General features: G+C 63.3%; 23 protein-coding genes and 1 riboswitch. Of the genes, 15 read left to right on the forward strand and 8 right to left on the reverse strand.

Annotated elements, in window-relative coordinates; translation table 11 throughout:
- Window positions 1-49 precede the first annotated feature (49 nt).
- The 12 genes from KY084_RS04205 to kdsA all read left to right on the forward strand — a co-directional run bounded on the left by KY084_RS04205 (window position 50) and on the right by kdsA (window position 9,701).
- Window positions 50-1,018, forward strand: a complete 969-nt coding sequence (locus KY084_RS04205) for a DnaJ C-terminal domain-containing protein (protein WP_219237191.1) — start codon at window positions 50-52, stop codon at window positions 1,016-1,018.
- Window positions 1,019-1,027: 9 nt separating this feature from the next.
- Window positions 1,028-1,978, forward strand: coding sequence for a YihY/virulence factor BrkB family protein (locus KY084_RS04210; RefSeq protein ID WP_219237192.1), 951 nt, complete (start codon window positions 1,028-1,030; stop codon window positions 1,976-1,978).
- A 17-nt stretch (window positions 1,979-1,995) separates the two neighbouring features.
- Complete coding sequence (gene fabI, locus KY084_RS04215; RefSeq protein WP_219237193.1) at window positions 1,996-2,799, forward strand: enoyl-ACP reductase FabI; 804 nt, start codon at window positions 1,996-1,998, stop codon at window positions 2,797-2,799.
- A gap of 8 nt (window positions 2,800-2,807) precedes the next feature.
- Window positions 2,808-3,332: a GNAT family N-acetyltransferase gene (locus KY084_RS04220; protein WP_219237194.1), complete on the forward strand. Its 525-nt coding sequence runs from the start codon at window positions 2,808-2,810 to the stop codon at window positions 3,330-3,332.
- Window positions 3,332-3,577, forward strand: a complete 246-nt coding sequence (locus KY084_RS04225) for a hypothetical protein (RefSeq protein WP_219237195.1) — start codon at window positions 3,332-3,334, stop codon at window positions 3,575-3,577. Before KY084_RS04220 ends, KY084_RS04225 begins: the two co-directional genes overlap by 1 nt.
- A complete protein-coding gene (locus KY084_RS04230) occupies window positions 3,574-3,861 on the forward strand; it encodes a DUF4160 domain-containing protein (protein ID WP_246586868.1) in 288 nt (95 codons plus the stop codon). Before KY084_RS04225 ends, KY084_RS04230 begins: the two co-directional genes overlap by 4 nt.
- A 22-nt stretch (window positions 3,862-3,883) precedes the next feature.
- Window positions 3,884-4,087 (forward strand): DUF2442 domain-containing protein, encoded by a 204-nt coding sequence (locus tag KY084_RS04235; RefSeq protein ID WP_246586869.1) that lies wholly within the window; start codon window positions 3,884-3,886, stop codon window positions 4,085-4,087.
- Entirely contained in the window at window positions 4,084-5,151 is a 1,068-nt protein-coding gene (gene aroC, locus KY084_RS04240; RefSeq protein ID WP_219237197.1) for a chorismate synthase, read from the forward strand. Before KY084_RS04235 ends, aroC begins: the two co-directional genes overlap by 4 nt.
- A 190-nt stretch (window positions 5,152-5,341) precedes the next feature.
- Window positions 5,342-6,571: a hypothetical protein gene (locus KY084_RS04245; protein WP_219237198.1), complete on the forward strand. Its 1,230-nt coding sequence runs from the start codon at window positions 5,342-5,344 to the stop codon at window positions 6,569-6,571.
- Window positions 6,568-7,554: a KpsF/GutQ family sugar-phosphate isomerase gene (locus KY084_RS04250; protein ID WP_219237199.1), complete on the forward strand. Its 987-nt coding sequence runs from the start codon at window positions 6,568-6,570 to the stop codon at window positions 7,552-7,554. The genes KY084_RS04245 and KY084_RS04250 overlap by 4 nt, the downstream gene beginning before the upstream one ends.
- Before the next feature lie 5 nt (window positions 7,555-7,559).
- The gene (locus KY084_RS04255; protein ID WP_246586870.1) at window positions 7,560-8,870 is read left to right on the forward strand and encodes an RraA family protein; all 1,311 of its coding nucleotides are present in this window, start codon (window positions 7,560-7,562) and stop codon (window positions 8,868-8,870) included.
- Window positions 8,871-8,882: 12 nt separating this feature from the next.
- On the forward strand, window positions 8,883-9,701 hold the full coding sequence (kdsA, locus tag KY084_RS04260) for a 3-deoxy-8-phosphooctulonate synthase (protein ID WP_219237200.1): 819 nt from the start codon (window positions 8,883-8,885) through the stop codon (window positions 9,699-9,701).
- Between the two features lie 192 nt (window positions 9,702-9,893).
- Here kdsA and thiC read toward each other — a convergent pair whose 3' ends face one another.
- The 3 genes from thiC to KY084_RS04275 all read right to left on the reverse strand — a co-directional run bounded on the left by thiC (window position 9,894) and on the right by KY084_RS04275 (window position 14,063).
- On the reverse strand, window positions 9,894-11,774 hold the full coding sequence (thiC, locus tag KY084_RS04265) for a phosphomethylpyrimidine synthase ThiC (protein ID WP_219237201.1): 1,881 nt from the start codon (window positions 11,772-11,774) through the stop codon (window positions 9,894-9,896).
- A 46-nt stretch (window positions 11,775-11,820) separates the two neighbouring features.
- Window positions 11,821-11,935, reverse strand: a riboswitch (TPP riboswitch).
- Between the two features lie 231 nt (window positions 11,936-12,166).
- On the reverse strand, window positions 12,167-13,159 hold the full coding sequence (locus KY084_RS04270) for an NADPH:quinone reductase (protein WP_219237202.1): 993 nt from the start codon (window positions 13,157-13,159) through the stop codon (window positions 12,167-12,169).
- A 1-nt stretch (window position 13,160) separates the two neighbouring features.
- The gene (locus KY084_RS04275) at window positions 13,161-14,063 is read right to left on the reverse strand and encodes an NAD(P)-dependent oxidoreductase (protein ID WP_219237203.1); all 903 of its coding nucleotides are present in this window, start codon (window positions 14,061-14,063) and stop codon (window positions 13,161-13,163) included.
- A 96-nt stretch (window positions 14,064-14,159) separates the two neighbouring features.
- On the opposite strand from KY084_RS04275, the gene KY084_RS04280 reads away from it, so the two are divergent.
- On the forward strand, window positions 14,160-14,969 hold the full coding sequence (locus tag KY084_RS04280; RefSeq protein ID WP_219237204.1) for a helix-turn-helix transcriptional regulator: 810 nt from the start codon (window positions 14,160-14,162) through the stop codon (window positions 14,967-14,969).
- Between the two features lie 100 nt (window positions 14,970-15,069).
- On the opposite strand, the gene KY084_RS04285 is transcribed toward KY084_RS04280, so the two are convergent.
- The 3 genes from KY084_RS04285 to KY084_RS04295 form a co-directional block, all read right to left on the reverse strand.
- Window positions 15,070-15,834: an SDR family oxidoreductase gene (locus KY084_RS04285; protein WP_219237205.1), complete on the reverse strand. Its 765-nt coding sequence runs from the start codon at window positions 15,832-15,834 to the stop codon at window positions 15,070-15,072.
- 214 nt (window positions 15,835-16,048) lie between these two features.
- Window positions 16,049-16,942 carry an AraC family transcriptional regulator gene (locus tag KY084_RS04290; protein WP_219237206.1) on the reverse strand — a complete coding sequence of 298 codons (894 nt, stop codon included), beginning with the start codon at window positions 16,940-16,942 and terminating at the stop codon, window positions 16,049-16,051.
- Window positions 16,939-17,751 (reverse strand): helix-turn-helix transcriptional regulator, encoded by an 813-nt coding sequence (locus tag KY084_RS04295; RefSeq protein ID WP_219237207.1) that lies wholly within the window; start codon window positions 17,749-17,751, stop codon window positions 16,939-16,941. Before KY084_RS04295 ends, KY084_RS04290 begins: the two co-directional genes overlap by 4 nt.
- Window positions 17,752-17,854: 103 nt before the next feature.
- On the opposite strand from KY084_RS04295, the gene KY084_RS04300 reads away from it, so the two are divergent.
- A complete protein-coding gene (locus KY084_RS04300; protein ID WP_219237208.1) occupies window positions 17,855-18,934 on the forward strand; it encodes a quinone oxidoreductase family protein in 1,080 nt (359 codons plus the stop codon).
- Window positions 18,935-18,961: 27 nt separating this feature from the next.
- Here the strand turns inward: KY084_RS04300 and KY084_RS16660 are convergent, their stop codons facing one another.
- The gene (locus KY084_RS16660) at window positions 18,962-19,513 is read right to left on the reverse strand and encodes a winged helix-turn-helix transcriptional regulator (RefSeq protein WP_219237209.1); all 552 of its coding nucleotides are present in this window, start codon (window positions 19,511-19,513) and stop codon (window positions 18,962-18,964) included.
- On the opposite strand from KY084_RS16660, the gene KY084_RS04310 reads away from it, so the two are divergent.
- Complete coding sequence (locus KY084_RS04310; RefSeq protein ID WP_219237210.1) at window positions 19,469-20,350, forward strand: SDR family oxidoreductase; 882 nt, start codon at window positions 19,469-19,471, stop codon at window positions 20,348-20,350. The two genes, KY084_RS16660 and KY084_RS04310, sit on opposite strands and share 45 nt — an antisense overlap.
- Before the next feature lie 43 nt (window positions 20,351-20,393).
- On the opposite strand, the gene KY084_RS04315 is transcribed toward KY084_RS04310, so the two are convergent.
- On the reverse strand, window positions 20,394-21,353 hold the full coding sequence (locus KY084_RS04315) for an AraC family transcriptional regulator (protein WP_219237211.1): 960 nt from the start codon (window positions 21,351-21,353) through the stop codon (window positions 20,394-20,396).
- Between the last annotated feature and the right edge of the window lie 5 nt (window positions 21,354-21,358).

A 21,358-nucleotide genomic window follows, 5' to 3' on the forward strand; every position in this document is an offset into this window, starting at 1 on the left:
TTCGAAGCCGATGTAGCGGGCCAAGGTTTTTGAGAATTTCGGGATAGCAATGGCCGATCCATATGCAACATTGGGCGTCGCGCGCGGTGCGGGCGAGGCTGAGATCAAAAAGGCGTATCGCAAGCTCGCCAAGGAGCTTCACCCCGATCGCAACCAGGACAATCCAAAGGCGGCCGAGCGGTTCAGCCAGGTTACCCAGGCCTATGACCTGCTGACCGACAAGGACAAGCGCGCCCGGTTCGACCGCGGCGAGATCGATGCCGAGGGCAATCCGACATCGCCCTTCGGCTTTGGCGGCGGCGGTGCCGGCGGTCCGGGCGGCGGCGGGTTCCGTTCGGGCGGGTCGCAGTTCGATTTCGGCGGCGGTGAAAACGGCGACCTTGGCGATATTTTCGAAGGGCTGTTCGGCATGGGCGGCGGGCGCAGCCAGGGCGGCGGGGGATTTCGCAGCGGCTTTGGCGGTGGCGGCTTCGGCCGGCGTCAACAGCCCCAGCCAAAGGGCGCGAACGTCGCCTATCGCCTGCGCGTGCCGTTCGAAGACGCCGCCGCGCTGAAGCCGCAGCGCATCACGCTGTCCGATGGCAAGACGATCGACCTGAAACTGCCCGCCGGGGTGGAGGACGGGACGCAGATGCGCCTGTCGGGCAAGGGGCAGCCGGGACCCGGCGGCAATGGCGACGGCATCGTCACGATCGAGGTTGCGCCGCATTCGTTTTATACGCGTGAGGGCGACAATATCCGCCTCGACCTGCCGATCACGCTGAAAGAGGCGGTGCTGGGCGCGAAGGTGCGCGTGCCCACCGTCGACGGCGCGGTGATGCTGACGGTTCCGGCGGGGTCGAGTTCGGGCAAGGTGCTTCGCCTGAAAGCGCGCGGTTTTCATAAAAAGGGCGGCGGGCGCGGCGACCAGCTCGTCACGCTGATGGTGGAGATTCCGGCGAACGATGCCGGGCTGAAACAGTTCGTCGAAAACTGGGACGGGGCAGGCGCCGACCCGCGTTCGGGACTGGGCGTTTAGGGCAAGGGCGTGACGGACGACGTCTCCCCCGAATCGCCAGAGGCCCGGCGCAAGGGGCTGGGCGGGCGAATCCATCGGCGGCTCGACGATCTGGGGATCAGCGATCGCGCGGTGGAGGTGACTAAGCGCGTGGTGATCGGCGTGTGGAACGACGGGTTCATGCATGCCGGCAACCTTGCCTATCTGTCGCTGCTGACGCTGTTTCCTTTTTTCATCGTCGCAGCCGCCATCGCGCAGCTGGTGGGGCAGACGGGTGACGGGCTGAACGCGCTCAACGCCTTTTTGCGCACTGTGCCGCCCGATGTCGCGAGCGTGCTGCAAAAACCGATCAGCGACGTGCTGGCCGCGCGGTCGGGCGCATTGCTGTGGCTGGGCGCGCTGGTCGGCCTGTGGACCACGGCGAGCTTCATCGAGACGGTGCGTTCGATCCTTCGCCGCGCCTATGGCACGTCGTCGAGCCGTCCCTTCTGGGAAGACCGGCTGGGGTCGATCGGGCTGATCATCGCATCGGTGGTGCTGGTGATGGCCGCGTTCAGTTTTCAGGTCGTGCTGACCGGCGTCGAACAGTTCATCCTGCGCGTGCTTCCGTTTGCCACCGGCTGGGCGCAGGCGGTGTCACTGACCCGGATCGCGCCGGGGATCGCGCTGTTCGGCGCGCTGTACATGCTGTTCTATACGCTGACCCCCGGCCGATATCGGCGCAGCCACTGCCCGAAATGGCCCGGACCGCTGTTCACCACGATCTGGTGGCTCAGCGTGACCGCGCTGTTGCCGGTCACGATCAGCCAGCTGGGCGGATACGATCTGACCTATGGCAGTCTGGCGGGCGTGATGATCGCGCTTATCTTCTTCTACATCGTCGGGCTTGGCCTGGTGATCGGCGCCGAATTGAACGCGGCACTGGCGGAAGTGCCGCTTGAAGAGCTAGACGACCTGGCAAGGCCGGAACGGCAGGAATAACAAGGAGCAAGTCGGACGTGACGGGATTGATGCAGGGCAAGCGGGGGCTGATCATGGGCCTGGCCAACGACAAGTCGCTGGCCTGGGGCATCGCCAGGCAGCTTGCCGAACAGGGGGCCGAACTTGCCTTCACCTATCAGGGCGAAGCGCTGGCCAAGCGCGTCCGGCCGCTTGCCGAACAACTGGGCAGCGACCGGCTGATCGAATGCGACGTTTCCGACATGGACCGGCTGGACCAGGCGTTCGCGACGCTGGCGCAAGATTGGCCGACGATCGATTTCGTCGTTCACGCCATCGGCTTTTCGGACAAGAGCCAGCTTCGCGGGCGCTATTACGACACCAGCCTCGACAATTTCCTGATGACCATGAATATCTCGGTCTACAGCTTCACCGCCGTCGCCAAGCGTGCACAGGCGATGATGCCGAACGGCGGCAGCCTGCTCACCCTGACCTATTACGGGTCGGAAAAGGTCGTGCCGCATTACAATGTCATGGGCGTCGCCAAATCGGCGCTCGATACGTCGGTTCAGTATCTGGCGGTCGATCTGGGGCGCGACAATATCCGGGTGAACGCGATTTCGGCCGGGCCGATCAAGACGCTGGCTGCGAGCGGGATCGGCGATTTTCGCTACATCCTGAAATGGAACGAACTGAACAGTCCGCTGAAGCGCAACGTGACGATCGATGATGTTGGCGGGGCCGGGCTGTATCTGCTTTCCGACCTTTCGCGCGGGGTAACCGGCGAAATCCACCATGTCGATGCGGGCTATAATGTGATCGGCATGAAGGCCGAGGACGCGCCCGATATCGCGCTGAGCTGAACTGCGGCGTGGCAATAGCGATTCAGCCCGCGCGCCCCGCCGATGCGGCCGACATCGACCATGTGCTGACGACCTGCTTCCCGCGTCCGGCAGAGGCGAAGCTGGTCAGGCAACTGGCGATCGACGGCGAACTGGTGCTGGTGCTGATCGCGCGCGATGAAGCAACGAATGCGGTTCAGGGGCTGGTCGCGATCAGCCGGATGGACGTGGCGATCGGCGGCGACCCCGCCCCGGCGGTCGCGCTGGCGCCATTGGCGGTGCTGCCCGACCATCGCGGCGGCGGCGTGGCCGAGGCGCTGGTCACTGCGGCGATCGACCATATGCGACGGGCGGGCGCGCTGCTGATGTTCGTTCTTGGCGAACCGGGGTTTTATCAGCGGTTCGGTTTCACCACTGATGCGGCGCAGGGATTCGATTCGCCCTATGCCGGGCCGTTTTTCATGGCGCTGGAACTGCAGGGCGGCCTGCCATGCGGCCCACGCGGGGTCGCGCACCATGCCGAAGCCTTTGCGGCATTGGCGCAGGGCGCGTGATGGCAAGCCCTGCCGCCAACTTTATTGATGGCATTGTTCGCCCGATGCTGCGCTGCTTCGGCATTGTCGCGATCTGTTTTGCGGTGGCGCTCCTGATAGGCATGTGCACCGGGAACGACCGCTTTGTCGCTTGGACGCTGATTGCGGCGATACCGCCGATGATCTGGATCGAAAACAGGCGTAAAAAGGCGCGCAGCCGAGAGCAGCGCGCGCGCAACGCGTTGTTCGGTTTGGGAAAATCATGAATTTCAGCACGTTCGGGCGGGGGGGGTGCGTAATGCCGGTCGTGTTTCGCGAAGCTGGATTCCGGTTTCACTTCTATTCCAGTGAAGGAGACCCGCTGGAACCCGCGCACATTCACGTGGCAAGACCCGGCGGCGATGCCAAGCTATGGCTGTATCCCGACGTTCGGATCGCTTATAACCGGCGTCTGAACCCGCGAGAATTGCGGTTGGTGCAGGAAATCGTGATACGACGCCGACAGGAAATCAAAGATGCATGGGACGCCTTTTTCTCCGGAAGCCACTGATGTTGAATTTGACGAAGATTCGATGTGGGTGAAGCTTGAGGACGGCCGCACGATCGGCGTTCCGCTTGCCTGGTTCCCACGACTGCTGAACGGTAGCGAAGCCGAGCGCAGGGCGTTTTTCCTGTCGCCGAGCGGTATTCACTGGGAAGCGCTGGATGAGGATATCGCGATCGCGACGCTGCTTGCCGACCGGATGGAAACCGCTTCGCCGGCGCAAGCCGCATGAGTTTCAACACGTTCGGGCGGGTTTTTCGTTTCACCACCTGGGGAGAGAGTCACGGGCGGGCGCTGGGCGCGGTGGTTGACGGGTGCCCGCCGGGGCTGACCCTTTCCGAGGGCGATATTCAGCCGTTTCTCGACGCGCGGCGTCCGGGCACGTCGCGCTTCACGACTCAGCGGCGCGAACCCGATGCGGTGCGCATCCTGTCTGGCGTGTTCGAAGGGCGCACCACCGGTACGCCGATTTCACTGATGATCGAAAACACCGACCAGCGATCAAAGGATTATTCAGAGGTCGCAAAGGCATATCGCCCCGGTCATGCCGATTATGTCTATGACGCCAAATACGGCTTTCGCGACTATCGCGGCGGCGGGCGCAGCAGCGCGCGTGAAACCGCGGCGCGGGTCGCAGCCGGTGCGGTGGCGCGGGCGGTTATCCCCGAAGTTACGATCACCGCGTGGGTAGAGGCGATCGGCGGCGATTTCATCGATCCCGCGAAGTTCGATGCTAACGAAATCGGTGGAAATCCCTTTTTCTGCCCCGATGCCGATGCGGCGAAACGCTGGGAAACATTGGTCGACAATGCGCGCAAGGCGGGGTCGTCGCTGGGCGCGGTGGTGGCGTGTGAGGCGGTCGGCGTTCCGGCGGGATGGGGCGCGCCGCTCTATGCCAAGCTCGATAGCGAACTGGCGGCGGCGTGCATGAGCATCAATGCGGTGAAGGGCGTGGAGATCGGCGACGGCTTCGGTGCGGCTTCGCTGTCGGGCGAAGGCAATGCCGATCCGATGCGCCCCGGCGATGCTGGACCCGAATTCCTCGCCAACCATGCGGGCGGGATCGCGGGCGGCATTTCGACCGGCCAGCCGCTGCGGCTGCGCGTCGCGTTCAAACCGACCAGCTCGATCCTGACGCCCGTGGAAACCATCACGCGCGAGGGCGAGGCGACGACGCTGGCCACTAAAGGGCGGCACGATCCCTGTGTCGGCATCCGCGGCGTGCCCGTTGTGGCGGCGATGGTGGCGCTGGTGCTCGCCGACCAGAAACTGCTCCACCGCGCGCAATGCGGGTGAGGCCGTCCCAGCAGGTGCGCGCAATGCAGCGTAATGCCGGCATCCTTATTGAACGGCGTTGGCCAGCCGCATGGATCCGGACGGACGGCATTTGCCGCCGTCGCCTTTCCGGTTGCGCGACGGCCCACTAGGCAATTTTTTCCTACCTCGCCGCCGGGCCAGGCCCGCGCCTTCTATAATGCCCCTGACGATGTCGCGCTTATCCGGCGGCATCGCCTTGCAACCAAGCGAGCTGGGGCAATCGGTGCGCATACTTTTCTACCTGCCGGTCATCACGCCATGGTGGTTCGACGCCATCGTTGCGCCGATGGTCGAACGGCTCGCCGAGGGGCATGAAGTGCACATACTTGCCCCGGTGCCGTGGAGCGGCACGGGGGTCGGCCCGGATCAGATCGGTCGTTGTGCGCATCTCTCGCAATTGCACTGGCATATCGTCGACGGCCCGGATCATCCGACAATGCGATGCGAACCTGCGGACCGGGCGGGGATAATCGAATTCGTTCACACGCTCGCCCCCGATTATGTGCTGTGCCGTTCCGCCGATTGCGAAACGGTACAGGCCTTTCCCGGAACCGTCCGCCATATCATGGAGGGCGGCGCCGCCCCGCTTTCGATCCCGCCCGAATGGGTGATCTTTCAGCAAGCGCCGTTCGATCACGGCCTGTTGCCCGATCTGACCGAAGCAGAGGCGGCGCGGCTCGATGTGCTGTTCGCGCCCGAATGGGAGCGGCTCTCCGCAGAGCGCCGGACAAGCCGCCACATGCGCAAGGCGTTTCGCGAATGGGCGGAACTTCCCAAGGATCGCGCGGTCCTCACAATCCCGCTGGAATATGAGCATGAAGAGAATTTCTTCGCCATGCACCGGATCGGCGCGCGCCCCAATGCGGCACTCGTCGCAGAGCTGGCGGAGCGCATCGACGATCGCTTTTTCCTCGCCTTCACCAACCATCCGCTGAACGAGAAGCATGTCGATAACAGTGCGGTGATTGCCGCTATCGCCGCGCATCCGGAGCGAATGCGACTGCTGCCGGGTATCGATCCCGAAGACGCAAGCACCACGATGACACTCGCCCGCGATGCCGATGGCATGATGATCGGGGATACAAAGGCGTTCGCGCTTGGCGCCTTTTACGGCACGCCGATGTTGCGCCGGACGCATTTTCGGACTGGTGAATGGCTGAACGCGTATAATGATATGGATGATTTCCTGCGCGCGGTTGAGGAAGGTCGGGCAGCGGTGCCGGACGATGATTACGCGCGGCGCTGGTTCGCCTATCACGTCGCGAACAACGTGTTCGATCCGAATGATCCGGACCTGATGGGCGCTGACATCCTCGCGCGGATCGACATGCCGCACGATCCGGCGCGCTGGGAAAACGGTATCGCCCGCTATCGTGCCGCGATGGAGGTGGATGCATGAACGTCCTTGCTGCAATCACCGCCGCGCCCGATCCGGCAATCGCATGGTTTCGCGACGTCATCGAGGCGGAGCGCGACGCGCTTTCGGCGTTTCTCGACGGACCGCTGCCCGGAATATCCGAAGCGATCGCGCTTCTTGCGCAGCAGGAACGCCAGATCATCCTGATCGGCGTGGGCAAATCGGGCCATGTCGCGGCAAAGCTGGCCGCTACCTTTTCCAGCCTCGGCACGCCCGCATTGTTCGTCAATGCAGGGGAGGCGGCGCATGGCGATCTGGGCGCTGTCCCCCCCGGCAGTGCGGTGCTGCTGCTGTCGAACAGCGGGGCTACCGAGGAGATCGTTCGCATCCTGCCGCTGCTAAAGGCGCGCGGCTGTATGCTGATCGGCATTATTGGCCGCGCCGATTCGCCGCTTGCCCGCGCCGTCGATCACCTGATCCTGGCGGAGGTCGAGTGTGAGGCGGACCATATCGGCATGGCACCGACGTCCAGCACCACGCTGCACCTGACCATAGGCGACGCGCTTGCCGTCGCGGTCAGCCGCAGCCGCGGATTCACCCGCGCCGATTTTCTGCGCCACCATCCCGCCGGACTGCTGGGGCGGCAGATGATTCCGGTCGCCAGCATCATGCGTCAGGGCGACGACCTGCCGCGCGTCGAACCGGCGACGCCGCTGGTCGAGGTGCTGACCGTGATGTCGCGAAAGCGGCTGGGCGCGGCGTGCGTGGTCGATGGCAATGACAGGTTGATCGGCCTGATCGTCGATGGCGATGTTCGCCGCCACCTTCAGTCCCATGGTGCGCAGGAAGCCACCGCCGGCGTGATGATGCGCCGCGATCCGCAGGTGGCGGCGGCGGATGCGACGATCGGCGATATTCTGCTGATGCGCAATACGAAGGGCGGCGCGTGGCTGGTCCTTCCCGTCGTCGACAGCGCCGGGCGTTTGCTCGGCATGATTCACACCAATGATCTGTTTCAGGGCTGAATATTTTGAAAATCGTCGCATTCGTACCGGCCAAGGGGCATAGCGAACGGGTTCCGGGGAAGAATCTCGCCGTGCTGGACGGGGAGCATCTGTTCAAACGCAAGCTGCGTCAGGCATTGGATTGCCCAGAAGTGAGTGAGGTCTGTCTAGACACTGAAAGCGAAGAGATCGCCGCAATGGCGAGCGACCTTCCCGTCGCGCACCTTGTTCGCCCTGCCGCGCTCGCCAGCAATGCGACCGATGGGCACGAGATGTTCGCATGGGAATGCAGCCAGCGTCCCGATGCCGATATGTGGGTGCAATTGTTGTGCACCGCGCCCTTTGTGTCGGCGCAGACGATCGGCCGCGCGATCGACGCGCTGCTTGCCGATCCGGACGCCGACAGCCTGATCGGGGTCAGCCGGGCGAAGCAATATTGCTGGGAGGGGCAGGTTCCGGCCTATGGCACCGGACGCATTCCCAACAGCGTAGACCTGCCCGAAACGGTGATCGAGGCGATGAGCCTGTATATCGTGCGCCGTCCGCAATCGGGTGCGACGCCGACGCGGCGTTTCGGCATCCGGCCGATCCTGTTCGACCTCGACCCGATCGAGCAGATCGATATCAATCGCGGTTCCGATCTGGTGATCGCGGAAACCGTCGCCGCCGGGCAACGCGCGGCGGAGGTGACGCGGTTTCGCGCGATGATTTCGCACCTGTCCTCGACCGTGCTTGCCGACATCTGCAAGGAAAAGGGGATTGCGGCGGTCCTGCCGCCCGCGCTGCGTCCGACCAGCGGCGGCAAGCTGCTGGGCCGTGCGAAGACGCTAGAACTGGGCGCGATCGGCCCGAACGATCCGCCCGATGCGTGGAAGGGGATTTACGACGCGCTGCAATCCTATCGCTTCGTGCGCCCCGGTGATGTCATCATGGTCGCGACCGATGTGCCGGATCGCGCCTATTTCGGCGATCTCAACGCCAATCTGGCGATCCGGTCGGGCGCGGTCGGCGCAGTGATCGACGGTACGACGCGCGATACCGCCGATGTTCGCGGGCTTGGCTTTCCCGTGTACGCGCGGGTCAGCCATTGCAACGATATCAAATTCGACGGCACGATGCGCGCGATGAACCGGCCCGTTACGATGGGCGGTGTCACCGTGTGCAACGACGATGTAGTCTTTGCCGATGAAGACGGCGTGATCGTCGTTCCCCGCGCGCGCTGGGCAGAGGTGGAGACCGCCGCCTGGGACGTGATGGGCAATGAAGCGCGCATTCGCATGTACGCCGCGCGCGGCCGCGGCGTGTCGGAAATCCTCGCCGAATGCGGTGCGTTTTAAAGGGCTATGGCTATGAAAACCGTTTCGATCGGCCCGCTGGAAATCGCCAATGACCGGCCCTTCGTACTGATCGCGGGGCCCTGCGCGATGGAAAGCCGCGACCATGCGATGGAGATGGCGGCGGCGCTTACCGAAATGTGCGGGTCGCTGGGCATCGGGCTGATCTACAAATCATCCTACGACAAGGGCAATCGCACCTCGATCGACGCGCCGCGCGGCATCGGCATGGCAAAGGCGCTCGACGTGTTCGCCGAGATCCGCGAACGGTTCGGCTGCCCGGTCATCACCGATGTGCATGCGGCGGAGCAGTGCGCGCCGGTCGCCGAAGTCGCCGATGTTCTGCAAATCCCCGCCTTTCTGTGCCGCCAGACCGACCTTCTGGTCGCCGCCGCGAAGACGGGCCGCGCGATCAATGTCAAAAAGGGCCAGTTCCTTGCCCCCTGGGACATGAAGAATGTCGCGACAAAGCTGGTGGCGAGCGGCAATGACCGGGTGATGCTGTGCGAACGCGGGGCGAGCTTCGGCTATAATATGCTGATCAGCGATATGCGCTCGATTCCGATCATGGCCGAAACCGGCTTTCCGATCGTTTTCGATGCGACCCATTCGGTGCAGCAGCCCGGGGGTCAGGGCGACCGGTCGGGCGGTCAGCGCGAATTTGTCCCCGTGCTTGCCCGTGCGGCGATGGCGGTGGGCATTGCCGCGCTGTTCGTCGAAACGCATGAAGACCCCGATCGCGCGCCGAGCGATGGCCCCAATATGGTCCCGCTGCGTGATATGCCCGCGCTGCTGAAGACGCTTCAGGCGTTCGATCGGCTCGCCAAGGGCTGAACCTGCCCGGCGAGCGTCGCCTTCGCAGAAGTGCCTCGATCAACGGAAAGACGCTTCGGAACCTGTCGCGCCCAGCCTTTGCACGGACGACAACCATCGTGGGCGAAGATGCCATGATGTTCGCCGCCGCACCTCGCAAAGGTCATGCGGAAAGAAGGCGCAGCTCCGGGGGGTTCCGGCGCTGGAATACCCTCACTCCCCTGCGGGGACGTAAAGGTTGCCGCCTTCCTTTTTGAACTTCTCGCTCATTTCCTCCATGCCTTCGCGGGCGTCTTCTCGCTCCGCCGGCGGGGTTTCGCGGCGGATGTTTTCGGATGCCAGATAGCTGTCGCTGTTCTGCTTTGCGGCGAAGTCGCGCACTTCCTGCGTGATCTTCATCGAGCAGAACTTTGGCCCGCACATTGAACAGAAATGCGCGGTCTTTGCGCCTTCCGCCGGGAGCGTCTGGTCGTGGTACTGCTCCGCCGTGTCGGGGTCGAGCGACAGGTTGAACTGATCGCGCCAGCGGAATTCGAAGCGGGCGCGGGACAAGGCGTCGTCGCGCAACTTGGCCGCCGGGTGCCCCTTTGCCAGGTCGGCGGCATGGGCGGCGAGTTTGTAGGTGACGACGCCGACCTTCACATCGTCGCGGTCGGGAAGGCCCAGATGCTCCTTTGGCGTGACGTAGCAAAGCATCGCGGTGCCGTACCAGCCGATCATCGCGGCGCCGATGCCGCTGGTGATATGATCGTATCCCGGCGCGATGTCGGTGGTTAGCGGCCCCAGCGTGTAGAAGGGGGCTTCGCCGCAGCTTTCTAGCTGCTTGTCCATATTCTCCTTGATCTTGTGCATCGGCACATGGCCGGGGCCTTCGATCATCACCTGAACGTCCTGATCCCACGCCTTTTTGGTGAGCTCGCCCAGCGTGTAGAGTTCGGCGAACTGCGCCTCGTCATTGGCGTCGGCGATCGAACCGGGGCGCAGGCCGTCGCCCAGCGAATAGGCGACGTCATAGGCCTTCATGATCTCGGTAATCTCGTCGAACTTCTCGTACAGGAAGCTCTCCTTGTGGTGCGCAAGGCACCATTTGGCCATGATCGACCCGCCGCGCGACACGATGCCGGTGACGCGCTTTGCGGTCATCGGGACATAGGGCAGACGGACGCCGGCATGGATGGTGAAATAATCAACGCCCTGCTCCGCCTGTTCGATCAGCGTGTCGCGGAAGATTTCCCAGGTCAGGTCTTCGGCCACGCCGCCGACCTTTTCGAGCGCCTGATAGATGGGAACGGTGCCGATGGGGACGGGCGAATTGCGCAGCAGCCATTCGCGCGTGTCGTGGATGTTGCGGCCCGTCGACAGGTCCATGATGGTGTCGGCGCCCCAGCGGGTGGCCCAGACCATCTTGTCGACTTCGGCCGCGACGTCGCTCGCCACCGCGGAATTGCCGATATTGGCGTTGATCTTCACCAGGAAGTTGCGGCCGATCGCCATCGGTTCGGATTCGGGGTGGTTGATATTGTTGGGGATGATCGCGCGGCCACGGGCGATTTCGTCGCGGACGAATTCGGGGGTGACGTGATCGGGGATCGCCGCGCCCCAGCTGTTGCCGTCGCGGGTTGCGGCTTCGTGCATCGCATCGCGGCCCATATTTTCGCGGATCGCGACATATTCCATTTCGGGGGTGATGATGCCTTTGCGGGCATAGTGCATCTGGCTGACATTCGCGCCGGGACGCGCGCGCAGCACTTTCTTGCGCACGTTCGGGAAGGGCTGGACGCCGCCACTACGGTCGGGGCCGGACATGCCGTTGTCTTCGGGCTTTACCTCGCGCTGGTCGACTTCTTCCACGTCGCCGCGGCCGCGAATCCAGTCGCGGCGAAGTTCGGGCAGGCCCGCCATGATGTCGATCTTCGCATCGGGGTCGGTATAGGGGCCGGAGGGATCGTAAACGCGCAAGGGCGGTTCGCCGCAGCCGGGTTCGAGGTCGATTTCGCGCATCGCGACATTCAGCGGGCCGACATGGACCTTTCGGCTCCCACGGATCGGGCCGGTGGTGACTTTCATTTCGGTACGTGCGGGAATGTCGGCCATGGAAACGTGCCTTTCTTTGCGCTTCATCGCGGAGAGGCCACGGATTTCGGGTGAAAGCCGCCCTCCCTACGCCGGTTTCAACCGGATCAGGTTCTGCGGGTCGAAGGCTGCCTGCCTTCCTCTCAAGCGCGGATCGGTAAAGCGCTCCCCCGGGGATATGGCGGCGAGTCTAACCGGTTTGGCGACCGGGCGAAAGAGGGGGGCGTGAAAGCGGGCTTGCGTCAGGCTCGGCCCATGGCGGAACTGCTCATCATCCGAAGGCGGCGTTGGCCCGGCATCAGGCGGACGCGCACGAGGTGGCCCCCCCTTGATCGAACCATTGTCGTAGACCGGCAGCGGTTTGGAAGGAGTGAAGTCCGCGGATATTTCGGTTCTCTGAGATGGTCTTCGCGTCAATCCGCCGTCCTTAGCAATATTTTGCCGACAACCTGCCCGCTTTCCTGTGCGGCATGGGCCTGCGCTATCTTTTCCAAAGGCAATTCCAGGCCGATATGCGGTTCATAGGCGCCCGCGCCCAGACATGCGGTCAGGTCCTTTATCGCGAGCCGGAAAGCCGCATCCGGAATGACGGTGAAGAATATGAAGCGAAAGGCGTAGCCGCCCATCATCGTCGCGCGAAACGGCATGACGAGCTTCGCGTCGGCGTCTTCGGTGGCATAGGCCGCGACGGCACCATTGGGCGCCAGACAGGCGATATCGACCGCGAAATTGGTCACCAGATCGACCTCGATGATCCTGTCGACTCCGCTGCCCTTCGTCGCCTGCCGGATGGTCGCGGCGACGTCCTCGTCATGGCGGTTTATGACGAGGTCGGCTCCGGCGGCGGACGCCACCTTTGCCTGTTCGGGGCGGCCGACCGTCGCGGCAACCCAGGCGCCGGCCCATTTGGCGAGAAGGATGGCCGCCGTCCCGACGGCGCCCGCCCCGCCCTGGACGAGGATGCGCTGGCCGCGGATGTCGCCGTCAGCGAAGAGGCAGCGATGCGCCGTCATGCCTGCAATGCCAAGGGTCGCACCGACAGGGAAGGATGCGTTGTCAGGAAGCGGAACCGCAAGATCGGCGGGTATCACCGCATATTCCGCCGCCGTACCGAAGGCCCGTCCATATTGCGCCTTGTAGAGCCAGACCCGTTCGCCGATCCGATCCGGCGAAACGCCGGGACCGACCTTTTCAATGGTTCCGGCGCCATCCTGATGCGGGATGACGCGCGGAAAGGGCATCGCCATCCCGGCAAAGCCGCTTCTCGCCTTGATGTCGGTCGGATTGAGACCGGAAATCGCGATCCTGACCTTGACCTCGCCGGGGCCTGGTTCGCAATCCGGGACGTTTCCGACGATAAGCACGTCGTCGGCCGACCCCTGGCGATCATAATAGGCTGCTCGCATTTCAACGCTCTTTCGATACCGATTGTGAATTTCGGGACATGTCGGTTTGACGCCGGGCAAGACGGCTGAGGGCCACCGACCAGTCTTCCCTTCCCAACCCGTTGTCCCGGGCCAGTGACAGGTTGCCGAGCATGGCCCGGAGCAGCCCCGTCGGAACGTTCCGCCTGTCCGCAACATGCGCCAGCAGCTCCAGGTCCTTCAAGGGAAGGTCCAGTCCGCTCGCGGGAAGCGGACGGACGCCAAGGATCGACGGCGCGTAGTTGCTATAGATGGGCGAAGAAAACAGCGTCTGCGTCATCATCGCCAGAAAAGCCTCTGCATCGCCCTGCTCGGCGGCCATGATGCCCGCTGTCTCGGCCATGGCGCCGATCGCCGCCCCGATCATGAAATTACCGCACAGCTTGGCGACGCTGGCCAGTCGCGGATCCTCTCCGATATTCCAGACGCGACCGAAGCTTTCGAGCGCGGCGCGACCCGTTTCAATATGCGATCGGTCGCCAGCGACGCAGATATTCGCTGCCCCGGCCGCGACCGCTTCGGGCCTGCCGAAGAGCGGCGCTGCGACGTAACCCGCCCCCGCATCCCTGTGCGCCGCGGCCAGCTCCTGCGTCAGACCGGGGCTGAGCGTCGAAAGGCATATATGCAACGCGCCGTTGCGACCGAGGAGCGAAATGGCGTCCGGCGTGACGATATCGCGCACGGCAGCGTCATCGAACAGCGCCGTCAGCACAATGTCAGCGGCGAAGGCCTTAGCGGCGTTCTTGACCGGATGCGCGCCCAGCGCCGCCGCCCTTTCCATCGCGTCTGACGACCGGTTCCAGACTGTGATCTCTTGATTCAGGCAAAGAAGGCGCGGGACGAGGGCCGATCCGATTTTTCCAAGGCCGACAACTGAAACTGACATAGATCTCTCCTGCTTGCAGAAGAGGTAATCACCGCTTTATGGTGTTGCTATATGACTTTTATCCTGTTGCCAAAGTAACCTTTTCAGGACCCGGCGATGACCACGAAACGATTGGCGCGCACGGCCGAGCGGCAGGAATTGTCCGATTTCGTTCGCCACTGCCGGCAACAGGCTTCGCCGGAGAGTTTTGGGCTTCAGGCAACCGGACGCCGTCGCACCAGCGGCCTGCGGCGCGAAGAGGTCGCCACGCTCGCGGGGGTGGGCCTGACCTGGTACACCTGGTTCGAACAGGGCCGTGCGATCAACGTGTCGGACGACTTTCTGAGCCGCCTGGCGCGCGGGTTGAGGCTTGATCGCGCGGAACGGGAGCATCTGTACGCGCTTGCGGGGCACGTTCCCCTTTCCCGAGGCGAGGAGCAGGGCGGCGCGCCCCCGGCTGTCGTTTCGATGATCCGCACCCTGCCGGACCCGGCCTATGTCATGAATTCGCGATGGGATGTGCTGGCGTTCAATGACGCGGCCGCGCGGCTGTTCCCCGCCATGCGAGAAGACGATCCGAACATGCTGCGGATCGTCTTCTTCTCAGCCCGCTACCGCGAGATCGTTCGCGACTGGCGGCATTCCGCGAAGCTTATGTTCCTGAAGGCGAGGCACGACTATCTGACCGGCGGGCGGGACCCGCTGCTGCGATGCCTTCTGGACCGGATCATGGACGATTTTCCGGTAGCGCGCGACTGGTGGAGAGAGCCGGAAATCGTAAGGATCGGCAACACCGAAAAGGAATTGTCGCAAGCATCGGGCGGCTGGCGCCGATACGACCTCAGCGTGCTCCTCTACGAAGGGCGGCCGGAGATTCGGATCATCGTTTACGCCCGAAAAGATACCGATGCTGTATTGATGTCCTGAACTGGAAATCGCGGTATCCGGGGCTCGCCGAACTCAGCCGCATGATGACGGCTCGGCGTGGGTTTGCGCATTTTTCATCGCGTCCTTCCCGCGTTCTTCCTCACCCGGCCTCGCCCATCTTCCCGGCAGCCGCCTGCGCCAGCACCATCTTCGCGCGTAGCCGCCCCATCAGGCGCAACGCGCGAGCCTGCCCCGGCAGGATTTCGTCGCGGTCCTGCTCCATCCCCCTGATTGCCGCCTCGGCCACCTTTTCGGGGCTCATGCGATTGGCGGTGTTCATGTCCTCCTGCCCCTTGTTGAATTCGGTGTCGGTGGCAGGCGGCGCCAGTTCGAACACCCTGACGCTGCTACGCGCCAGTTGTGCCCGCAAGGTCATCGAATAGCTGTGCATCGCGACCTTGGTGGCGGAATAAAGCGGTTTGAGTGCCAGCGGCACGAAAGCCAGCCCCGAGGTGACGTTGACGATCGCCGCGGCCTTCTGACGCTTCAGCGTCGGCAGGAACTGGTGGTTCAGCTGGATCGGTCCGATCAGGTTGGTGCGGATTTCGCGTTCCAGATCCTCGATCGGCACGGAAGCGTCATTCAGGTTGCGCTTCAGCCCGATCCCGGCATTGTTGATCAGCATGTTCAGATCGGGAAAGCTGTGCACCATATCGTCGTGCAGCCGGGCGATGGCGTCGGGATCGGACTGATCGCATACAAAGCAATGAACGCCGGGCAGGTCCGCCCGGGCTGCATCCAGCCGCGCCTGTGTGCGCCCCGTGATGATAACGGTGTTGCCGAGCGCAAGCAGCTGGGCAGCCAGCGCCTTTCCGATGCCGCTTGTGCCGCCGGTAATCAGGATCGTGTTGCCGGTCATGTCCATATCAGGTCTTCTCCGTGCTGGAGGGATGCCCGGATCAGCACGGAAACGGGCTTCCCGTAAAAAGAGCATCAGCCGATGATGCGGAGCGCAGTCCGGTTTCAGCTTATGGCCGCCGGTTTGCGCAAATATGTGGACCGATCTCGACAAATTGAATGTCCGAACCTGTCGATTTCCTGCCTGATCCTGTCGCGGGTCGCGACGCGATCGGCAGAGGTTACAGCATTGCCCGATCCGCCATTATCGTGCGCATATCCCGTTTCGGAGGGGCGCCGAACAAGCGCGCATATTCGCGGCTGAACTGGGATGCGCTTTCATACCCCACTTCATACGCCGCCGTCTCGACCTTCAGCGCATTCACAGCCATAAGCCTGCGCGCTTCGAGAAGCCTCAGCCGCTTGAGATACTGCATCGGCGAAAGCGCCGTCAGTTCCTTGAAATTGCGATGGAAGACCGACGCGCTCATCTGGGCAATTTCTGCAAGTTCCTCCACCAGCATCGTCTTCTGGTAATTGGCGCGCATTGCATGCAGCGCGGCAATTACCCCCCGTGACGGATTCGCGGTGGCCAGTCGTGCGACTTCATCGCCTTGCGGACCCGCCAGCAACCAGAAACAGATTTCCTGAAGGATCAGCGGGTGGACGACAGGGATCGCCCCGGGCCGGTCGAGAAGATTCACAAGACGCAGCGCGCATTCGGCGAGTGGATCGTCGACATTGGCGATGAACACTCCGCGCCCGCGCACGCCGCCGGGCACGGGCGGGGCGGGCATGCGTTCCAGCACGCTGCGCAGCACCGCCAGGTCAAGCTCCATGGCCAGCACGAGGCAGGGCGCATCCGGGCTGGCCATCCGGACCCGCCCCACCGACGGCGTCTCGATACCGACCAGCAGCGCCTGCCCGGCCCGGTATTCCAGCCGGGTATTCCCGATGCTTGCCCATTTCGCGCCCTGGGCGACGATGCAGAGCGATGGACGGGAGATCATGTGCAAGGGTGGTCTGGGATGATCGGAGCGGAGTATCCCGACGCCCTCTATCGCCGTCAGATAGGGGCTGTGGCCCTGCTGGCGCTGCGTATATTGCAGAAGCGCGTCCGCCAGTCGCGCAATCATTTCCCATCTCCGGCCTTGGCGCGCCCGGACCGGCAGGCGGCGCCGGACATATAAAGAGCAAGCTTTAGCGCCGGATCGTCATTGGCCTGAAACGTGGCGTAATCGTAGCGAACCAGCCCTTGCGTCGGATGGTGAAGCCATTTGACGCCCGATATCGGCGCGCCGATTCCGTGCTCGGTCCACCACCCCTCGAATTCCGGACAACGTTCGCGGACCTGATCGACAAGCGCAATGAATGTCGGATCGCCTGGCCAGAGATCGTAGGAAGCACGAAACAGGGACACGATGCGATGCGCCTCATCCGGCCAGCTTTGCCCGAAAACCTTTTTTGCCGCCGGATCGGTTAGCATCCAGTGCATGACGTTGCGATCGTCGTGCGCGATTCTGCCGAAATCGCCGAAAAGCGCGGTAGTGGCATCGTTCCAGGCGAGAATGTCGAAGCGCTGGCCGGTAATATAGGCGGGACCCGGCATGTCAGAGACGATGGCGCGCAATATATCGGGCGCTTCCTCCCGCCGAAATGGCTGCCTGCCGCCCGCCACGGCAAGCGAATGCAAATGCGCGCGTTCTATCCGGTCGAGGCGAAGCGCATCCCCGAGCGCCTCGACCGTTTCGCGCGACGGCGTAACCGCGCGTCCCTGTTCCAGTTTGACGTACCATTCGACGCTGATGCCCGCGCGCTGGGCGACTTCCTCGCGCTTCAGGCCGGAGGTCCGTCGCCGCTTGCGCGCTTCGTCCGACAGATTTTCGGGGCACAGGCGCGTGCGACGCGACCGCAGAAAATTTCCAAATGGACGATTGCTTGCCATGCGGTGCTCAATGGGTGGTAGTGCACAAGGCTGGTATCGTACCAGCTCTTCCGGCGTCGGCGAAGGGTAAATATCTTCGGCTTTTGGCCATGGGAGTTGCCGTATGAAAGCTGCCGTTTTGCCCGAATTCGGTTCGGCGTTGCGCGTCGAGGACGTTGCCGACCCGGACATCGGCACCGGTGAAGTGCTGGTCGACGTCGTTGCAGCGCCGGTTTTGTCCTACACCGGCGAGGTCCTGAGCGGTGCGCGGCGCTATCTGCTGCCGACGCCGGTGGTGCCGGGCGCCGGTGCGATCGGCCGGGTTCGCGCGGTCGGTCCCGATGCCACGCGGCTGCAGCCGGGCGACTGGGTATACTGCGATCCCACGGTGCGTTCGCGCGATGGCGGCAATATTCCCGACATCACCTTGCAGGGCGCGAGCGCCAGGGGCGAAGGCGGGCAGAAGCTGCAGCGCTATTTCCGCGACGGCACATTCGCAGAGCAGGTTCGCATTCCGACCGAGAACGCTGCCGCGATCGGCCCGATCAAGCCGGAGGACGCGGGCAAGTGGTGCGCGATCGGCACGCTGTTGATCGCCTATGGCGGTTTGCTGGCGATGAACTTTCAACCCGGCGAGACATTGCTGGTGAGCGGCGCGACCGGCAATTTCGGTTCGGCGACGGCGGCGTTGGCATTGGCGATGGGCGCGCGGCGCGTCGTGGCTGCAGGGCGCAATACGAAGGTGTTGAATGATCTGCGCCGGCGTTTCGGCGACAGGCTGGTTCCCGTTACGCTATCGGGCGATGCCGCTGCCGATACCGAGGCGATGAAACGAACCGCCGGCGTGCCGATCGACGCGGTGCAGGATTTTCTGCCGCCCGAAGCAAGCGCCGGTGTCGCGCGCGCCGCCATCATGACGCTGCGGCAGGGCGGAAGGGCTGTGCTGATGGGGGGTGTCGGCATGCTGGGCGGGGAAGACCTTGCGCTGCCCTATCCATGGATCATGCGCAATCTGATCACGGTTCGCGGACAGTGGATGTACGACGCCGAAGCCATTTCAGGCCTTTTGGGGCTGATCCGAAGCGGCCTTATCGATCTGGGGCTCTGGACGGTCAGCGAATTTCCGCTGGCAAACGCCAATGAAGCGGTCGCGCATGCCGCGGACAATGCGGGAGCGTTCAAGATGACGGTGCTCAAGCCATAGTCGGACCGTCATTTGGGTGAGCAGTGCCTAATTTGATGCGTCATATGCCGATCGCGCCGCCTTTATGGCGGCGTGCTTTTCATCCGCCCATTGTACCAGCGCCCCAAGCGGTTCGAGGATCGTGAAGCCGAGTGGGGTGAGCCGATATTCGACGCTGGGCGGTTTTGTCGGGAACACTGCGCGCGCGATCAGGCCGTCACGCTCCAGGCCGCGCAATGTCTGCGTCAGCATCCGCTTCGAAATATCGGGGATAGCGCGCTGAACCACACTGAATCGATGCGGTCCCGAAGCAAGGGTTCCAAGGGTCAGCGTCGACCATTTATCGCCGATACGATCAAGCACGTCGCGCAAGGGGCAATCCGAAGCCGGCGGACGCCCGGCCAGGTCGGGCGCCGTCGCGCGAACGATCGCGCTATCCGACGTCCGGGTGGTTACCGCTGCCTCACCTTGTCCCAAAATACTGCCTCCTTCACGACGCCTATGGTCTCTTTTAGTAACCTTGTAGCAGTCAAATCCACAATATTGAGACAGATCATGAATGAGACACCAAAACTGTTCGTTACCGGCGCTACCGGCCATCTGGGCGGGCTTGTCATCGACGAATTGATCGCGATGGTGCCTTCGGCCCGCATTGTGGCGGGGGTTCGGGATACGGCCGGCGAAAATGCGATCGCGCTTCGCGACAAGGGCATCGAAATCCGGATTGCCGATTATTCCGATCCGCAGACGCTGACAAAGGCGTTCAAGAGTGTGGATCGGCTGTTGTTCATCTCCGGCAGCGAGATCGGGAAGCGAGTCACGCAACACCGCAATGTGATAAATGCGGCCCGGGATGCCGGTATCGGTTCGATTGCTTATACCAGTATTCTACACGCCGACACATCGCCATTGTTCCTGGCGCAGGAACATCGCGATACGGAGGCCGCCCTGGCAGAAGCGAACATCCCCCACACGCTGCTGCGCAACGGATGGTATACGGAGGTGTATACATGGCGTCTGCCGCTTGCTCTGAAGCATAATGTCCTGATCGGCGCGGCGGGGGCGGGGCGCGTGTCGTCAGCCGCGCGTGTTGATTATGCGAAAGCTGCGGCGACGGTTCTGACAAGCGACGACCATATCGGCAAAACGTACGAACTGGCCGGAGATGATTCCTTTACGATGGCGCAGCTTGCCAATGTCGTCGCTGATGCCACAGGTGCGCCCATGGAATATCAGGACATGGCGGCGGAGGATTTCCGAAATGCGGCTATCGAAGCCGGGGTGCCCGAAATGTTCGCCAGCGTCCTGTCGGATACCGATGCAGGCGTAGCGCAGGGCGCCTTGTCCGAAAATGGCGGCGACCTAGCCAAACTGATCGGGCGGCCGACCACGCCTTTCTGGACAACCATCACCGACTTCCTCCGACAATCAGCATAATCCGGCACGCGATGTGCGATTCGGCGTGGCCGGATCGCACACGCTATGCCAACACGCCAGCATATGCTTTTCGCTCGGAAGGGGCATCCATAGCCGGTCTCATCCGGCAATAATCACGCGGCGAACACCCGACGATCCGCTTGAACGCGGTGCTGAAGGCGCTTTCGGATTCATATCCCGTCCCGATGGCGACGCTGGAAACGCTGGCGCCTTCATTTTCGAGCCGGTCGCAGGCGAGCATCATTCGCCACCGGGTCAGATATTGCATCGGCGTTTCGCCCACGATTTCCCTGAACCTCTGGGCGAAGAGCGAGCGGGACATGCCTGCGCGTTCAGCCAGTTCCTTCAAGGTCCAGCGCCGATCAGGCTCATCGTGGATTGCACTGATCGCCCCGTTCAATCGCGGGTCAGCCAGCGCGAAGAACCATCCCGCGCCCTTGCCGACACCTTCTGCAAGCCGCACCCGCAGCGCCTGAATCAGCATCATATGGGCCAGATGCTGTGCGATCAGATCCCCGCCGGGTTGCGCGTCACGCAATTCCTGCATCATCCGGTCGACCGACCATCGGATCGCCTCGCGCTCTTTCTCACCCCGCAAATGCACGATCGGCGGGAGTAGTCCCAGCAGCATGGCCGACTGATTGCCGCGTACCGCGAACCGGCTTCCGATAAGACTGAACGAGCCGCCGCCATTTACCGTCACCATGCCGCCATCGCGTGCGCCGGGAAAAATGGTCGAAGCCGGGATGGGTGTCAGGGCGAGATTGCTGGCAAGGCGAAACGGGCGGCCGCGCGGCAGGACGAAGCAATCGCCCGCCTGAAGCAGCACCGGGCTTTCGACGCCTTCGACCGCAAGCCAGCACTGGCCGCTGGAAATCGCATAGCATTTGATCTGCTTGCGCTGATCGTCAAACGCGATCGCCCAGTCGCCGCCGGCGTCGAAGCCCGAGGAAATGGTGGCCGCAGGTTTGAGCAGGGTAAAGAGCTGGGAAAGGGGATCCATGGGGC

Source organism: Stakelama flava (assembly GCF_019351405.1).
In the GTDB taxonomy this organism is placed as follows: Bacteria; Pseudomonadota; Alphaproteobacteria; order Sphingomonadales; family Sphingomonadaceae; genus Sphingomonas; species Sphingomonas flava_A.